General features: G+C 67.8%; 17 protein-coding genes. 11 read left to right on the top strand and 6 right to left on the bottom strand.

Annotated elements, in window-relative coordinates:
- The 4 genes from ABZ260_RS13635 to ABZ260_RS13650 all read left to right on the top strand — a co-directional run.
- On the top strand, positions 1-360 hold a 360-nt coding region (locus tag ABZ260_RS13635), incomplete at its 5' end, for a hypothetical protein (protein WP_355616535.1).
- A 318-nt stretch (positions 361-678) separates the two neighbouring features.
- Positions 679-870, top strand: a complete 192-nt coding sequence (locus ABZ260_RS13640; protein WP_355616537.1) for a hypothetical protein — start codon at positions 679-681, stop codon at positions 868-870.
- A gap of 3 nt (positions 871-873) precedes the next feature.
- Positions 874-1,980 (top strand): histidine kinase, encoded by a 1,107-nt coding sequence (locus ABZ260_RS13645; RefSeq protein WP_355616539.1) that lies wholly within the window; start codon positions 874-876, stop codon positions 1,978-1,980.
- The gene (locus tag ABZ260_RS13650; protein ID WP_355616541.1) at positions 1,977-2,609 is read left to right on the top strand and encodes a response regulator transcription factor; all 633 of its coding nucleotides are present in this window, start codon (positions 1,977-1,979) and stop codon (positions 2,607-2,609) included. Before ABZ260_RS13645 ends, ABZ260_RS13650 begins: the two co-directional genes overlap by 4 nt.
- A 32-nt stretch (positions 2,610-2,641) precedes the next feature.
- On the opposite strand, the gene ABZ260_RS13655 is transcribed toward ABZ260_RS13650, so the two are convergent.
- Positions 2,642-3,478 carry a helix-turn-helix transcriptional regulator gene (locus ABZ260_RS13655; protein ID WP_355616543.1) on the bottom strand — a complete coding sequence of 279 codons (837 nt, stop codon included), beginning with the start codon at positions 3,476-3,478 and terminating at the stop codon, positions 2,642-2,644.
- Between the two features lie 101 nt (positions 3,479-3,579).
- On the opposite strand from ABZ260_RS13655, the gene ABZ260_RS13660 reads away from it, so the two are divergent.
- Entirely contained in the window at positions 3,580-4,302 is a 723-nt protein-coding gene (locus ABZ260_RS13660; protein WP_355616545.1) for an SDR family oxidoreductase, read from the top strand.
- Positions 4,303-4,310: 8 nt separating this feature from the next.
- On the top strand, positions 4,311-4,679 hold the full coding sequence (locus ABZ260_RS13665; RefSeq protein WP_355616547.1) for a hypothetical protein: 369 nt from the start codon (positions 4,311-4,313) through the stop codon (positions 4,677-4,679).
- Positions 4,680-5,002: 323 nt separating this feature from the next.
- Here ABZ260_RS13665 and ABZ260_RS13670 read toward each other — a convergent pair whose 3' ends face one another.
- From ABZ260_RS13670 to ABZ260_RS13680, 3 genes are all read right to left on the bottom strand, one after another.
- On the bottom strand, positions 5,003-7,054 hold the full coding sequence (locus ABZ260_RS13670) for a prolyl oligopeptidase family serine peptidase (protein ID WP_355616549.1): 2,052 nt from the start codon (positions 7,052-7,054) through the stop codon (positions 5,003-5,005).
- Between the two features lie 902 nt (positions 7,055-7,956).
- Positions 7,957-8,283, bottom strand: coding sequence for an AzlD domain-containing protein (locus ABZ260_RS13675; protein ID WP_355616551.1), 327 nt, complete (start codon positions 8,281-8,283; stop codon positions 7,957-7,959).
- Positions 8,284-8,289: 6 nt separating this feature from the next.
- Positions 8,290-9,048 (bottom strand): AzlC family ABC transporter permease, encoded by a 759-nt coding sequence (locus ABZ260_RS13680; protein ID WP_355616553.1) that lies wholly within the window; start codon positions 9,046-9,048, stop codon positions 8,290-8,292.
- Positions 9,049-9,110: 62 nt separating this feature from the next.
- On the opposite strand from ABZ260_RS13680, the gene ABZ260_RS13685 reads away from it, so the two are divergent.
- Complete coding sequence (locus ABZ260_RS13685) at positions 9,111-9,566, top strand: Lrp/AsnC family transcriptional regulator (protein WP_355616555.1); 456 nt, start codon at positions 9,111-9,113, stop codon at positions 9,564-9,566.
- Between the two features lie 18 nt (positions 9,567-9,584).
- Here the strand turns inward: ABZ260_RS13685 and ABZ260_RS13690 are convergent, their stop codons facing one another.
- Positions 9,585-11,132, bottom strand: a complete 1,548-nt coding sequence (locus ABZ260_RS13690; RefSeq protein WP_355616557.1) for a hypothetical protein — start codon at positions 11,130-11,132, stop codon at positions 9,585-9,587.
- 151 nt (positions 11,133-11,283) lie between these two features.
- On the opposite strand from ABZ260_RS13690, the gene ABZ260_RS13695 reads away from it, so the two are divergent.
- Positions 11,284-11,946: a response regulator transcription factor gene (locus ABZ260_RS13695; RefSeq protein WP_355616559.1), complete on the top strand. Its 663-nt coding sequence runs from the start codon at positions 11,284-11,286 to the stop codon at positions 11,944-11,946.
- Positions 11,943-13,058 carry a HAMP domain-containing sensor histidine kinase gene (locus tag ABZ260_RS13700; protein ID WP_355616561.1) on the top strand — a complete coding sequence of 372 codons (1,116 nt, stop codon included), beginning with the start codon at positions 11,943-11,945 and terminating at the stop codon, positions 13,056-13,058. Before ABZ260_RS13695 ends, ABZ260_RS13700 begins: the two co-directional genes overlap by 4 nt.
- 217 nt (positions 13,059-13,275) lie before the next feature.
- Here ABZ260_RS13700 and ABZ260_RS13705 read toward each other — a convergent pair whose 3' ends face one another.
- Positions 13,276-14,346, bottom strand: coding sequence for a LacI family DNA-binding transcriptional regulator (locus ABZ260_RS13705; protein ID WP_355616563.1), 1,071 nt, complete (start codon positions 14,344-14,346; stop codon positions 13,276-13,278).
- Positions 14,347-14,593: 247 nt separating this feature from the next.
- Here ABZ260_RS13705 and ABZ260_RS13710 point away from each other — a divergent pair, with 247 nt between their 5' ends.
- On the top strand, positions 14,594-15,061 hold the full coding sequence (locus tag ABZ260_RS13710; RefSeq protein ID WP_355616565.1) for a hypothetical protein: 468 nt from the start codon (positions 14,594-14,596) through the stop codon (positions 15,059-15,061).
- Positions 15,062-15,109: 48 nt separating this feature from the next.
- A complete protein-coding gene (locus ABZ260_RS13715) occupies positions 15,110-16,495 on the top strand; it encodes a glycoside hydrolase family 43 protein (RefSeq protein WP_355616567.1) in 1,386 nt (461 codons plus the stop codon).
- Positions 16,496-16,542: the final 47 nt, after the last annotated feature.

Below are 16,542 nucleotides of genomic sequence, written 5' to 3' on the forward strand. Positions count from 1 at the left end.
AGCGAACAGCTCGTGCTGTACAGGAGCACCAGGTCCGCCCAGGCCGCGTTCCGTAAGTTTCGGGCGGACCTGGCCAGGTGCCCGAGGCGGGCAACGGCGAAGGGCGACACCGGCTCCGGGTTCGGCTACGTCGGCAAGCCGTTGCGAGTCGGAGACGAGGCCCTGTCTGTCTCAGGTCACTTGTACAAGCAGTGGAAGCGTGAGCGTGAGCCCGCCGAGCTGGGGGTCGTCGCCCGCCGGGGCGCCGCGCTGTTCTTCTACACCGACATCGGCAACGGCCCGAGAGCGGGCAAGAAAATCGTCAGCCAGGCGAAGAAGATGACGAAGAAGGTGTGTGACCTGCCCGGGGTGTGCGGGTAAGTCGCCCGTTTCAGGAAAAGACCCATGTACCCCTCGCCGGTGTCGAGCAGTACCGGCAGGGGGCACCGTATGCCGCCGGGTGGCCCATGAGCCACCCGAGTCGACCAGCTCGGCGCCCGAAACCGTCGCGGTGGGCGGCGTGCGGGGCGTTTCCCTTGGCGTAGCCGAGGTGGCCTTCTGACAAGCCGAGCGACGACCACGTGCGCGCCCGGGTAGTCGCCAGGTGGGCGACACAGCTACCGGCTACGTCGAGCTCCACCCCGCTCTCCACCCTTCGAGGGTGCCGCTCCACCCCACCCGATCCATACCTTCCCAGGTATGGACAAACGCTCTGGACGGTTGGGCCTCTGGCTCGACCTGCTGCACCGGCTCCTGGACGCCAACGGGGGAAAGATGAACGGCAAGCTCCTGCTCGCGATCGTGGTCGTGGCGCTACTGGTGGTCGTCGGCTTCGTGGCCTTCCGGCTTATCCTGGTGGACATGATTTTGACCTTGAAGGACTCGCGCTAAGCGATGCGGGAGGTGTGGGGTCGGGTCGTGCGGCTGCTGGCGGCCGATGACCCCGAAACCGGCCGCCTGGTCAGGCTGCTGATGAGCCTGGTCTTCGCCTGGTCGCTCGCGACCGCCTCGCCCGATCGCGCCCCCGCGCTGGTGTGGTCGGCGCTCGGCGCGTCCATGGCGTGCTGGCTGGCCTTCGTCCTGCTCGACGGCCGCTTTCCGCGCGTGGCCGTGGCCCTGCTCGCGGCCGGTTCGGCGATCGCCGCGTCGGTGTCAGGATCGGCCGAGGCGGCGCCCACGGTGTTGCTGTTCGCGACACTGCTGCTGTTCGCGGCGCACGTGACGCCGAGCATGGGAGCGATCGTCGCGGTCACCGTGGGCGACCTGGCGCTCATGGTCGGCAGCATGCTGTGGTGGGAGCAGCCTCGATCGGCGATCGTGGTCCGCGGGGCGGTCATGATGTGCACCGTGCTCTTCGCGTTGCACCGGCGCCACTACCGCCGGGCCCAGCAGGACCGGGCCAGGGCCATGGCGCTCGACGAGCGGGCTCGCATCGCCAGAGAGCTCCACGACGTGCTCGCACACTCCCTCGGTGCCCTGGGGGTGCAGCTGGAGGTCGCCGAGGCCATACTCACCGAGCGAGGCGACGTGGAGGGAGCGGTGACGCGCATCCGCAGGTCGCGGGCTCTGGCCAGGGAGGGGCTGGTCCAGGCGCGCTCGGCGGTGGCGGCCCTGCGCGAGGACGTGCCGCCGCTGCCCGACGCGCTGAGCCTGCTGGTCGCCGAGCATCGCAGGGACCACGACGTGCCCGCCGAGCTGCGCACGACGGGCGCCCGGCGGCCGATCACCCCGGCGGCGGAGGTCTGCCTGCTGCGTACGGCACGCGAGGCGCTGACCAACGCCGCCAAGCATGCCCCGGGCGAGCCGGTCACGGTCGAGCTCGGCTACGGTGAGGGCACCATCCGGCTGGTGGTGCGCAACCCATGTGCGGCCGGACACGCGGCGGCGTCATCCGGGCACGGCCTGCAGGGCATGGGTGAGCGGCTGGCGCTCGCGGGCGGGACTCTGAACGCCGGACCGGCGGGTGATCTGTGGGAGGTACGGGCGGAGGTGCCGGAGTGAGGGTTCTGGTCGTGGACGACCAGCAGCTCATGCGCGAGGGCCTGGTGGCGCTGCTGGACCTGGTCGACGACGTGGAGGTGGTGGGCGACGCCAGGAACGGCGAAGAGGCCCTGAGCCTGGTGGCCGAGCTGCGTCCCGACGTCGTGCTCATGGACCTGCGCATGCCCGTGATGGACGGTGTCGAGGCCACGCGGCGGATCGCCCGCCATTACCCGAAGGTGGTCGTCGTGGTGCTGACCACCTACGACGACGACCGGTCCGTGGACTCCGCCCTGCTGGCCGGGGCCTGTGGCTACCTCACCAAGGACGCCGGACGCGCCGAGATCGCCGCCGCCCTCCGCTCCGCCGCCGCCGGGCAGTCGACGTTCTCGGCCGCGGTGTCCCGTCGGCTGGTCGACGCGCTGTCTCGCGCCGCACCACCGCCGGTCACGGCCTGTCCCGACGGGCTGACCGTGCGGGAGGTCGAGGTGCTGCGGCTCGTCGCCGGGGGGCTGAGCAACGCGGAGATCGGCTCGGCCCTCTTCATCGCGGAGACGACCGTCAAGACGCACATCAACAACGCCTTCGCCAAGATCGGCGTCCGCAACCGCACGGAGGCCGCCGCCTACGCGCGCGACAAGCTGCACTAGCCTCGGTCCTTCATGAACGCGTCCGCGGCGCCTCAGAAATGCTGCAGCCCGGTCACCCGTAGCATGTCGAGCGCCGTTGCCTCGGGGGTTCCCGGTTCGGCCGAGTACACGAGCACGGTCTGGTCGCCGTCCGGAAGCAGGAGGGTGTCACAGTCGAGTGTGATGGTCCCCAGCTCGGGATGGGCGATGCTCTTGGTCGCGGTACGCCATGGGGAGGACCGTCCCTCCCGCCACAGCTCGTCGAATCGTGGGCTGCCACGACGCAGTCCTGTGATCATTCGCGCCAGTTCGGGGTCATTGGGGTAACGGGCCTGGGCGGCACGGAGCGTGCCGACCGAGGCGCGGGCGGCCGCGTCGTCTTCGCCCGGACCCGCGGCGACCTGGCAGCGACTACTACCGAGAAAACGTTGCCAGATGAGGTTCCGCTGCCGCTGCGGCCACGCGGACATGTCGCCTTGAAGCGCCGCCGCAAGGGGATTCCAGGCCAGTACGTCGCCCTTGGCCGACAGCACCAGCACGGGCAGATCCGCCATGCGGTCCAGCAGCCGGAGCACGCTCGGCCGGATGACCGTCGCGACGCGTCCGGCCTGAGGCGGCTCGTGACCGGCAAGCCGGAACACCAGGTCGCGGTCATCGTCGTCGAGCCGCAGCGCCTGGGCCAACGCGGCGATGACCTGGCTCGAAGGCCGCGGCCCGCGCCCCTGTTCAAGCCGGACCACGTAGTCGACGCTCAGACTCGCGAGCATGGCCACTTCCTCCCGGCGCAGACCCGGCACCTGGCGGCGAGTGCCCGGCGGCAGCCCGACGTCCTGCGGTCGCACCCGGGCCCGGGCTGTACGAAGTACTTCGGCGAGTTCGGCGCGGTCCACCCCTCGATGATGCCGCACGGACCGCGCGGCCGGGTGGTACCGCGGGTCCCATGCCTCAGCGGTCCTGGCGTGCCCGAACGCGCGCACCGACGATCGACCCCATGACGGACACGAAGACGGTGGCGCTGGTCACCGGAGCGAACAAGGGACTGGGCCGGGAGACCGTACGCCGCCTGGCCGGAAGAGGATGGCTGGTCCTGCTGGCCGCCCGGGACCGGGAACGCGGCGTGCACGCCGCGGACACGCTGGTGGGTGAAGGGCTCGATGTCGAGTTCGTCGAGCTCGACGTGACCTCGGACGAGTCCGTGGCGGCGGCCGTGAAGGCCGTCTCCGGCCGCGTGGATCACCTGGATGTGCTGGTCAACAACGCCGGGGTCGGTGGCCCGTTGCTGGATCCGGCCGACATGGGCGCCGACGCGCTACGGGAGCTGTACGAGGTCAACGTGTTCGGTCAGGTACGGGTCACACACGCGTTCCTGCCGTTGCTTCGGAAGTCGGAACAGCCCCGCATCGTCATGGTGTCCAGCGGTCTCGCCTCGCTGACCCACGCCGGCGACCCCACCCGCCCCGAGTCCGGCTTCCTGGCCCTGGACTACGCCTCGTCGAAGGCGGCGCTCAACATGATCGTGTCCCAGTACGCCCGAGCGCTGCCCGGGTTCAAGGTCAACGCCGCGGATCCGGGCAACCCCGCCACCGACATGAACCATCACACGGGTGTCCACACCGTCGCCGAGGGGGCCGATGCGATCATCAGGTTGGCCACTTTGGACCCCGACGGGCCCACCGGAGGCTTCTTCGACCGTAACGGCCCCGTCCCCTGGTAGGAGCGAAGATGGCAACGATTCTGACGATCGGGCTACATCCGAACGCGATCGACTACACCCGGCATCCGGGCCTCGACGAGGCGACGCTCACCGCACGGATCGAGCAGGGCGACGCGGCTCTGCGGGCGGCGGGTTTCGACGCGGTGTCGTGCCTGATCGGTACCGACCCGGACGCGGCGGAGAGGACCGTCCGTGAACGGTTGTCCGAGGGCACCTTCGAGCTGGCCATGATCGGAGGTGGTGTGCGGATGGCACCCGAGCACACCCTCCTGTTCGAACGGCTGATCAACGTGCTGGTGGCGACGGCACCCGGGATCCGGTTCTGTTTCAACACCTCACCGGAAACGACGATCGACGCCCTCGGCCGTTGGGTATAGCCGTCCGCCGATGCCCGGCGTTCGCCAGCGGGAACCGGCGCGCCGCCGCGTTGTCTCTGCCGGCCATGGGCGGCCCAGCCCATCGCCGCCGTCAGGCGCCTGCAAGCCTTGCCCACACCGACCTGACCAGCACAAACCAAGAAGGGAGACCAGCGGGCCCGTGGAACCCCGCTCACCCGGCGCGGCAGCCGGGCCCCACGCCGACCGGAAGGCGAAAACACCCCTCAGCCGAACGCACGAAGATCACGGAAGATCGAGGCTGATTCCAGTGGTTACGGTCAGGCCCCGTTCTCAGTGTGGTTCTGCGGCAGTCTCATGAGGACTCATGGTTGTTTTTTCGGTGACAGACCGGTGTGTTTTCCGGCGAAGGCCAGGATGTCCGCGGTCAGGGCGCGTTCTTTGCTCGCGGGAGAGGCGGCGTGGGCGGTGTCGGGTTCTCGACGCATGAGGACCGGCCGGTCACTGCTGGTGGCGTGTTGGAGGGCCGCGCACATTTTGGTGACGTGGGCCTCTCCGGTCTGCAGATCGGTTACCGCGCCGGTGAGGAGGAATGCGGGATAGGGGGCTCCGGGCGTGATGTTGTGGTACGGGGAGTATGTGAGTAGCCATTGGAGTTGTTCGGGTTGGGAGGCGGTACCGAATTCGTCGGTCCATGTGCATCCCAGGCCGAAGTGTTCGTAGCGCACCATGTCACATAGCGGGCCTTCGGCGATGACCGCGGCGTACAGGTCCGGTCGCTGGGTGGCGGCGGCGGTGACCAGTAGCCCGCCGGCGGATTGGCCAAAGATCGCCAGTTGGTCGCGGGTGGTCCGACCGGTGTTGATGAGCCAGGTCGCGGCGTCGTTGAAGTCGCTGATCGCGCGGTGTTTGTGTGGTCCACGGCCGGCGTCGTGCCAGCGTTGGCCTTCTTCGCCGCCTCCGCGTACACAGGCGACCGCGTAGGTGCCGCCGGCGCTGACCCATGCGGCTGCCATGGGGAAGAACCATGAGCGCATCGGCATGCCGAAGCTGCCGTAGCCGTAAAGGAGGGTGGGGCGGGGGCCCTGATGCTCCTCAGCCGGGGTGAACAGGAGCAGCGTGATCTCGGTGCCGTCGCCGGCGTGATAACGCACGCTGCGGCTGCGGATTCCTGGAGTGTGTCCGGCTATTGCGGCGCCGGTCTCTTGTTCCGTCTTCCCGCTGGCGGCGTCGTGGCGATAGATGGTGGGAGGTGTGGTCGCGTCGCAGTAGCTGAACCACGCGTGATGCCCGTGTGGGACGTTCGTGCGCAGGGATGACACGACGCCCGCGCCGGGAAGGGGCAGATCGGTGAGCAGCCGACCACTGGCCAGGTCGTGCAGTGTCAGGGTGGAGGTGCCGTGGCGGGCGCGCGCCACCAGCAGGAGGGGCTGCGGAAGTGCCGGACCGTCCAGGACCAGACACTCGTCCAAGGGGGCTTGAGGATCTTCGGCTACCAGCGCGCGCCATGCGGCCGGGTCGGTATCGTGCCGGTGCGCCGTACAGATGCGGCCACACGGAGCCTGGTGGTCGGTGACCAGCAGCAGATCGTTGTCCGCGAGGAAGCGTGGGAGAACACGGGCGCCTATGGTGCGTCCATCCACGATCCTGATGAAATGCGGGGCTTCCGGATCGGTGAGCTCGGCCACGTACACATCGTTGTGCGAGGCGGGCCCGACCATCGCAGTGATCGCCAGATGACGGCCGTCGGCGCTGACCGTGAGCCCGTAATAGTGCTCTGGGGCATCGTCACCGCCGAACACCACCGCGTCGGTCCGCCAGGGCGAACCGATCCGATGCAGCCTCACCCGCCGCTGCAAACGCATGTCGCCGGGGGCCAGTTCCTCCTCGGGAACACGGCTGACGTAGTAGAACGCGTCCCCTCCCGGCAGCCAGGCGAGCGAGGTGTTACGGGCGCGTGGCAACGGCCCGTCCACCGCCTCCCCGGTACGCACGTCCAGCACCATGATGTCGCTGCCGGGCTGCTCGGCGACCTCCATTTGGACAGCCACACGTTCGCCCTCACGCGATGGCCACCAGGCATACAGCCCGGTATGGCCGGACGGATCGATCTCTACCGGATCGACCAGCACCCGCCTGTTCCCCTCAGCGTCAACGACGAGCAGGCGCCGTTGCTCATCCCCACGGAGTTGCTCGGCAAGGAACATGACCGAACCACGCACCATCGGAGGCTCGGACACGCCGAAGGATGACATCTGATCCACCAAGGACGCCCACGATTGCTTCTCACGCCATCCGGCGCGATATTCGCGGAAGAGACGATCCTGGGCCGCGGCCCAGTCCCGTACGCGCGCGTCATTGCCGTCTTCCAACCACCGGTAGGGATCGGAAACCGGGAATCCGAACAGATCCTCCACCACATCGCTGCGCCAAACGGCAGGGTACGACAATCGCGCCACAAACGCCCCCCGGTGCATCGCCCCGCCCGTAATTAGGTCGAGGCACTGCGGTTTTGACACACCGCAGTACCTCGGCTCATTCAGCTACGACTGGCCGCGAAGAATGTCCGCCTGCCAGCCGCGCACGCCCCCAATGCGGGTAGTCGGAGTGGAATCACGATACGGTAGGTATCCATTCATGTCAGCCTCCCGGATTCGTTGATTCGCCCGGAATGAGCGATTACGACGACAAGTATCCCCGCACCCGGGGTCAATAAACACAGGCATCGCCCTCGATGGTGAGCGCCAATCCTCCTTGGATCTCCGGCACGTACGTCGGCCATATTGGCCATCCTCCTGCTAAAATTTCAGGCAAGAGAAAAAGACATACCGGAATGCCATCTCTATATCGATCTAGCGCAACAGTAATGCGGAGCCTTTCGAGATAGATCCCAGGGCTGACGACGTTCTCAAATCGTGAGACCGAGAGCGATCAACGGGTTGCCGAAATCATCGCGGGCCCAGCGGGTTCCCTCGGCGATGCCGGTGAAGACGAACTTCGCCGCCGACTCACCCATCCGCAGCCGGACCGGTTACCCAACCAAGGTTGCGTGACGGGCCACTAGCGAGACTCGGCCGCCAAACGAACGCCCAGGACAACCAGCACAAGCCCGGATACCTGCTCCAGCCGATGCCGGACCCGCGGCCGACCGAAGAACCGTCGCGCTGCCCCCACCAGCCACACGACCCCCAGATACCAGGCCAGATCGATCAGGTGCCTGCTACCCGGCTGGAGCTGGAGCCGCGCGCCCTGGCCACACGTACATCAGCGATCAGCCTCCCGGATGAGCGGATGCGCCGGGTATGCATGCGATGAGTCGTCAGGTCTGCCAGAGGGTCGACAGCACCACGTGCAAGGTGGTCGCACCCAGGACGCTGATCACGGCGTTGCGGGTTTTCAGGTGCAGCCCGATCGCGGTGGCCAGGGCCGCCGCGGTGGGCACGACGGCCGACCAGGTGGGGCGGACCTCGCGCAGGGTGTACAGGGCGAGGATCAACATGATGCCGGTGGGCATCTGCAGGGCGAGGTAGCCCAGGACGGCCGAGCGACGCAGCGGAGTCAAGACGGCGAAGGGCAGGGCGCGCAGACCCCAGGTGACGGCGGCGCCGACGGCCACGGCAGCGGCCAGGTAGTACGGGCTGGGCACGGGTTTTCACCTTTCCTGGGCTGAGGCGGCCGCGGCGGGCACGGGGCGGATGTGATCGTCGGGCGCGCGGGAGGCGGTGTGGCGGTTCACGGCGTAGCGGATCACCAGGCCTGTGGTGAACAGGGCCATCGCGGCCGGCAGCACCTGCCCGGGAGTCAAGAGCGCGGCGACGGCGAAGCCGGCCGCGGCCAGCAGAGGAGCGGGCAGGTCCCGCTGGGCGCGCCAGGCGTCGATCGTCAAGACCACGAACAGGGCGGTCAGGGCGAAGTCCAGGCCGTGCAGGGTGAGCGGGATCAGGGATCCGGCGAGCGCGCCGAGGGTGGCTCCACCGACCCAGTAGCCCTGGCACAGCACCTGCATCCACAGAATGCGGGCGCTGGTCCAGGAGCGGGCGTGTTCGCCGGTGGTCAGGGCGTAGGCCTCGTCGGTGAGCGCGAAGGTGGCGTAGATGCGGCCGAGCGGCCGGACCTGCGACAGCGGGAAGGACAGGGCGTAGAAGACGTGCCGGAGATTCACCAGCAGCGCAGTCACCGCGATCTGCCCCAGCGGTGTCACCGAGGCGACCAAGCCCAGCAGCAGGAACTCCAGCGACCCGGCGTAGATCACGGCGGTGAACACCGTGGCCCACCACCAGCTCAGCCCGGCGTGCACCACCAGGACGCCGAAGCTGATCCCGAGGGGGAACAGGCTGAGCCCCACCGAGGCGGTGTCGGCCGCTGCCGCCGCGAAGTCCCGCGACCCGCCCCTCGCTCGCATTGCACTCATGGAAGCAATTTTAGTGCGCATAGCGCATAATATGGTTTTAAAGATTATCAGGAGTAAAGCATATGGGCAATATTATTAGCCTTGATCACATTGATCGTGAAATATTATTTCACCTTGCTCGGGACGGCCGGTTGTCGAACGTGGAGCTGGCCGGCCGGGTGGGGCTGACACCCCCGCCGTGCCTGCGCCGGGTCAAGCGCCTGGAGGACGCCGGGGTGATCGCCGGGTACCGGGCGCAGATCTCCCCAGCGGCCCTGGGCCGTTCCCTGGAAGTGGTCATCTCGGTGGAGATCGCGGTCAACGACCTGCAGACCGTGGAGGACTTCGAATCCCGGGTCGCGGCGCTGGAGGAGGTCGTGGAGTTCCGGCGCATGTTCGGCCGCCCGGACTACTACATCAGGGTGGCGGTCGCCGACCCGATCGTCTACGAGGAGTTCCTCAGCCGGCAGATCCTGCCGCTGCCCGCGGTCTCCCGGGTCGACTCCCACATCACCATGAAACGCATCAAAGGGGTCTAGCCCACATGCGCCCAAAACTCACATCCGATCTCGATGTACCGGATGACGTGGCGCTTTCCTGCGGTGTACGGCTATCGCCACCCCGAGGGTCAGGGCGGCATATCCGCAGGTCACGGTCAAACCTCCCCATGGCGGGAGCGGGTAATAGCCCCCGAGCAGTGACCGGTCCACGTCCACATGCGCGAACGTGGGGACGCTCTGCGTGATCGCGAACCCGGCGGCAGGGGTGATCATCAGCAGCCGTGGCACCAGACCCGCGGTCGCCAGCAGGTAGGGCACGACGACCAGCGCGATGGCCAGCGCGATGGCGACGATGCCCCGCTTGACCAGCGCGGCCAGGCCCAGAGCCAGCACGGCGGCGGCCGCGGTCAGCGCCGCGTAGCCGACGATCACCCGCAGCTCGGTACCCAGGGTGATCGGCTGAATCGGGTTCTGATTGGCACGCAACATCGCCAGGCCGACAGGGACCACGACCCCCGAGGTCACCAGCCCCGTCACGAACGCGACCGCGCCGATCACCATGGCCTTGGCCGCCAGCAGCCACGCTGGATGCGGCTCGGCAGGCAGGCCGGTCCCGATCAGCCCCCGCCGGTGTTCCGCCGTGAAGAACGAGACCGCCACCACGAGCACCAGGATCAGCCCCACAGCCCCGCCGATCAGCATGAGGTCGGCGCGCAGACCGCCCTCCACCGTGGCGGGCCCGATGTCACCGCCCCCGGTCACGAGGAGCCTGTCACCGGACTCGACGACCCCGCCCGGGTGATGCAGGGTCTTGCCGTCGGGCCCCAAGGAGACGCCGACGTCGTCATGCCGCCACGAACCGTTCGCGCCCTGCAGCTTGATCTGGTCGAAGGTGGCGGTGGTCTGGGCGAAGGCTTTCGCCATCTCCCACAAGGCGCCTGGCGAGGTGGCGAACAGCCCGATCTCGACCGTCTCCGGCAGCCCGGTCAGCTTGACCGTGCCGACCTCGGTCCACGTCTTTCCGTCGCCTGACTCGTAGCCGGTGAGAGTGTCGCCCGACCTGGTCAGCCGCAGCCACTGTGGCCCCTGCACAGGACCACCGGCCACGTCGTGGGTGAAGTTGTGCTGCATCCTCACGCCGTGGCTGCCGGTGATCATGACGGCGGCGTACGGCGTGCCCTGCTTGAGGCTCTGCCTGACCAGGAGCCCGGCCTTCGCCCAGGGCACCACCCCCTCCTTGACGTTGCGCACCCCGGGGACGACGTCCGGCAGCCGCATCTGCCCGGTCATGTCCGACACGCGGGCGGTGATACTGCCGTTCCCCTTGAGCGGCTGGTGCACGAAGTAGTACTTGTCCTTCACCGCCGTGCCATCGGGTCCCACCAAAGGCGCGGGGCAGGGGCCCTCGCCCTTCCAGGTCACGCAGGTGCTGCGGGCGCCCCCGGCGATCAGCAGGCCGAGCGACACGGTGACCAGCACGGAGGCCGCCATGGTGAGCACCCAGTCCCACGCGGAGCGGAACTTGGTCCACTCCGCGCGCAGCAACTGAGGGAAACGGTCCTGCCCGGCCCGCCGACCGGATCGGTAAGGCGTGAATGAACTCATGCCGACGGTTGTACGCGGCACCCGGTTCCAGCCGGGTCGCAGCCGCTGCGACCCGGTTGGAACCGGGGATCTGGCATCGTTGCCCCATGGCACCTCGACCCGGCGGCCGGTTCGGCCGCCCCGCCCGCACGACGACCGGCGGTGAGTGGCGGTGAGGGTCCTCGTCGTCGAGGACTTCGAGGTCCTCGCCCGCTCCATCGGAACCGGGCTGCGCCGCGAGGGCATGGCCGTCGACGTCGTCCTGGATGGAACCGCCGCCCTCGACCGCCTGGCCGCCACCCGCTACGACGTGGTGATCCTCGACCGCGACCTGCCCGGCGTCCACGGGGACGAGATCTGCCGGCGACTCGCCCATGGCCGCTGTCAGACCCGCGTACTGATGCTCACCGCCTCCGGCACGATCGAGGACCGCGTCGACGGGCTCAGCCTCGGCGCCGACGACTACCTGCCCAAGCCGTTCGCGTTCGCCGAACTGGTCGCCCGCGTCCGCGCCCTGGCCCGCCGCGCCACCCCGCCGCTACCGCCCACCCTGGTATGCGGGGACATCACCCTCGATCCGGCCCGCCGTATCGCGTTCCGGGCCGGCCGGCGCCTTGACCTGAGCCCCAGGGAGTTCGCCCTGCTCGAATGCCTGCTCGCCGTACCCGGCCTGGTCATCTCCGCCGAGGAACTGCTCGAACGCGTCTGGGACGAGGCCGCCGACCCCTTCAGCAGCGCCGTCAAGCACACCATGCACCGGTTACGAGCCAAGCTCGGTGACCCGCCCGTGATCGAGACCATCCGCGAAGGCGGCTACCGCATCGGACCGTCATGACCCCCCGGACGCTCGCCGGCAGGTCCCTGCAGACGCGGCTCGCGCTCGCCTACGCGGCGGGCATCTACGCCGCCGGGGTCTTCGTGGTGGTATTCGTCGCCGTCCCGCTTGCCGGCATCCACGCGGCCACCCCCAAAGACCACCCCTCATCGAGTGCGATCACCGAAACCGGGCCCGGGATCGGCCTGCCCCAACTCCTCACGGGATCCGCCGTCGCCCTGGTCCTGCTGATTCCCATCGCCCTGGCTCTCGGCTGGTACGTCGCCGGCCGGTTCCTGCACCCGCTGCGCGCCATCACCGCCACCGCCAAAATCATCTCCGCCGGAAACCTCCACCAGCGCCTTGACCTCGGCGAGCCCACGGACGAGCTGACCGAACTCGGCCACACCCTCGACGACCTGTTCGCCCGCCTGCAAGCCTCCTTCGACGCCCAACGCCACTTCGTCGCCAACGCCTCCCACGAGCTGCGCACCCCTCTCGCCGGCCTGCGCACCCTTCTTGAAGTCGCTCTCGCCGGCCCCGACGCCGACACCGACACCCTGCGCTCGGCCTGCCAGGACGCCCTCGCTCTTGGCGAACACCAGGAGCGGCTCGTCCGAGCACTGCTCGCTCTGGCCACCAGCGAGCGCGGCGTCACCCGCTGGGACACCCTCGACCTCGCCCACGTCGTCGAAGGAGTGATCGCCTCCCGCCGCGACCAGGCAATGAAGAGACGCATCGACCTAATCGAACACCTGACGCCCGCGGTGACGGCCGGGGACCCGAAACTGATCGAAAGCCTCGTCGCCAACCTCATCGACAACGCCATCCGCCACAATCACGAAGACGGGCACGTAAAGGTCACCACACAGACCTCCGGCACGCAGACGGCCCTTACGGTCACCAACAGCGGGCCAGTGATCCCCGACAACCAGATCCAGCGTCTCTTTCAAGCCTTCCAGAAACTGGCGCCTGATCGTCACGGCCGCCACGACGGCTACGGCATCGGCCTCGCCATCGTCAATGCCGTCACGCAAGCTCACCACGCCACCCTCACCGCCGGCGCACGCCCCCAAGGCGGCTTGTCCATCACCGTGCAGTTCGCGCACGGATCTCATCCGAACCTTCCCTGATGAGGTGCTCCAGACCCTGGCCTCCGACGACACCGCGGACGACGCCGGCCTGATCGGCGCGTTGCCGGCCTTTCATGCTCGGACGCCGAGCCGGGTCGTCGGTTCCTCAGGCACCGGCGAACAGCAACGATCAGCGGGAGATGGGCGTTTGCGTTGACAACTCTGCTGGCAACGCCAGGTGCGTTACGGCCGCGTCAATCGTTCATGTCACAGAAACTTACGTAAGATCCACAGGCATTTTCGGCTTCCCCTGAAAGGCAGCCGTGCTCTCGCGGATCACGAGCTCGGTGCCCAGCTCCACTCGCCTCTGCTGAAGCGACTCCCCCTCAGCCAGGCTGATCAGCATGGTGGCGGCCGTGGCGCCCATCTCGATCAGGGGCTGGCGGATCGTGGTGAGCGGCGGGATGGCCCAGCGCCCGGGGGGCATGTCGTCGAAGCCGATCACACTGAGGTCGTCCGGGATGCGTAGTCGCAGCTCATGGGCAGCGTGGTAGACGCCGACGGCCTGGCCGTCGTTGGACGCGAAGATCGCAGTAGGTGGCTCAGGCAACTTCATCAGTCGGCGGGTGTGGGCCAGTCCGTCCTCGATCTGAAACGCCCCCTGGCAGATCAGGTCGGGGTCGACCGGCACGCCGGCGGCATCAAGGGCGGCACGGTAACCGTCCAGGCGTGCCCGGCCGGAAAGCGCGTACTCAGGCCCCGTGATCATCGCGATTCTGCGGTGACCGAGTTCGAGAAGGTGACGGGTGGCCTCCAGGCCACCGCTCCAGTTGGTGGCCCCCACCGAAGGTACGCCGCGGCCAGGATCCCCGGCGGGATCCAGCACGACCAGGGGAACCTCGCGAGTGGCCAGCCGCACGCGCTGGTCATCCGTGGGACCCGAGAACACCGTGATGACACCGGTGGGGCGGCGACTGAGCACGTCCTCGATCCACCGGTGTCCCGGGGCATGCCGACCGCCGAGCTCGGAGATCACCACGCTCAGGCCATGCCGCCGGGCGACCTGCTGGACACCCTTGACGATCTCTATCGGATAGTCGCCCGCCAGCTCGTGAAAGACGACCTCGATGAGGCCCGCCGGTTTGATGCGGCGGCGTTGTCTGCGGTAACCGTGCTCTCGGATGAGGCCCTCGACCAGGGCGCGGGTCTCCGGACCGACCTCCGAGCGGCCGTTGACGACCTTTGAGACGGTGGCCATCGAGACTCCGGCCAGCTCGGCGAGCTGAGAGAGGGTCAGTGGTTCGGAGGGGGCCGAGTCGGCGTGGGGGGATTCCTCGGTCGAGGTCATATCGGGAGTGTATCCGGGCGGTTTTCGGTCTCTCGTTATGGCCGTTTCCGCTGTTCCTCCCCTTTCCAGCCCGCTTCGCCGGACGCTTGGAACGATCGTTGGTCCGGCAGGTATCGGAAGTCAGCCGGAAAATTTCCATCGATCGGCTCGGGCGTCCCGAGTTATCCATCAGGGTCCGTCGAGGAAGTTAGCCGGATTCGACCAGAATTCTACGGTTGCCAACTGGTAACTTCTGTGAAACTTTCACATGCGCGGGCAGCGCGACGTGATCTCCCACCGGACGAATGCCCAGGCCGGGAAACGTGTCAGTGGCAATGCCCAGGTCAGCGAGGGTTGCGACTCGTTGACCTGGATCGGACAGTCGGATGTACTCCGCGACAACACATCCACGGGAGCAGGCCATGGAGATCTGGAGCCTCAAATGTTAGCGATAACAGTTTTTGGTGGCCGCCACCTCTTAGACGTGGCCAAGGAGCGTTGGATGCTCTCCTCATCTCGAACGCGCGCCCAAGGCGGACCTTTCGCTCACCCTTCGCTGTATCGACGACTGGTCATCCTTGTGATGTCGGTCCTGACGCCGGCTCTGATCGGCCCGCTGACCGCGACCAGCGCACACGGAGCGGTCGCCTGCCGGATGGAATACACGCTCACCCGCGGCAATACCGGCAAACCCACATCGTTCTCCCTCAACAGCCGGACCTATGGCGTGACCTGACCTCGCACCGCACCCCGGTCCGGTAACCCCCCAGCGAAAGGAACGCCCGTGTCCCTGAGCCGCAGGCAGTTCGGCAAGGCCGCCCTGACGTCGGCCGCCCTCGCCACCACCGGTGTGGTCGGCTTCCCCCGAGCGGCGTACGCGGCGAACACCGCGTACGTCTTCGGCTACTTCACCGAATCCCCGAACCAGCAGGCCGCCGACTACGGCCTGCACCTGGCAGTCAGCCGGGACGGCCTGAACTGGACGCCCCTCAACCAGAACAACCCCGTGGTCACCCCCACAGCCGGTCAGCAGGGCCTGCGTGACCCGCAGATCTTCCGGAAGATCGACGGCACCTTCGTCGTCGTCGCCACCGACCTGAAGGGCCTCAACTTCGGCACGCCCAGCCAGTACCTGCATGTCTGGGACTCGGCCGACCTGACCGACTTCACCGGCTACCGCCGCCTGCGGATGCACACGACGAATGGTCACACCTGGGCCCCGACGGTCTTCCGCGACAACTCTCGCGGGCAGTACGGCATCGTCTACTCGTTCAACACCGGCGGCCGGGACATCCTCGCGGTCAACTACACCGCCGACTTCCAGTCGGTCAGCACGCAGCAGACCTTCTTCAGCCCCAGCTTCAACGTGCTGGACGGCGACATTGTGGTCGACGGGTCCACGACGTACCTCTACTACAAGAACCTCAACGACGGAAACCTGTACGGCGCCCGCTCCGCCACGGGCCAGCCCAACAGCTTCACGACCTACACGAGCGGGATCCGCATCGGCAACGCCATCGAGGCGCCGTTGCTCCAGAGGTCCAACGACGGCGGCTGGCGGCTGTGGGGTGACTCCTTCAGCCCGGTCAACAACGACTACTACCTGTGGTCGTCATCGAACATCGGCGCCAACGCGTGGTCGGCGATGAACCAGCGTGACTACACCCCGCCGATGAACTCCAAGCACGGTTCGATCGCCGGGATCACCGACGCCGAGTACAACGCCCTGGTCTCCCGGTGGGGCCTGCCGAACTGGGTGCGGCTGAAGTCGTCGAACTTCCCCGACTACTTCGTACGGCACGCCGACCGGATCGGGCGGATCGCCCCCTACCCGTTCGACCCGTACCGGGACCAGATGTGGCGGATGGTGCCGGGCCTGGCCGACTCGGCCGGGGTGTCGTTCGAGTCGGTGAGCGTGCCCGGCAGCTTCCTGCGCCACAACAACTACGCGATCCGGCTGGACCCGAACGACAACTCCGCGACCTTCCGGGCCGACGCGACGTTCCATCGCGTGGCCGGGCTGGCCGACGGGAGTTGGTCGTCGTTCCGGTCGTACAACTTCCCGACCCACCATCTGCGGCACCAGGGCTACGTGCTGCGCATCGACCCGATCAGTTCGTCATCAAGCGCCGCCGACCGGCAGGACGCGACCTTCCGGGTTACCTCATGAGTGAAATGTTATCGCTAACACTTCCTTCGAGCGCGACACCTACGCAC

Origin of the sequence: Streptosporangium sp. NPDC006013 (assembly GCF_040614275.1) — a bacterium.
Taxonomy (GTDB): Bacteria; Actinomycetota; Actinomycetes; order Streptosporangiales; family Streptosporangiaceae; genus Streptosporangium.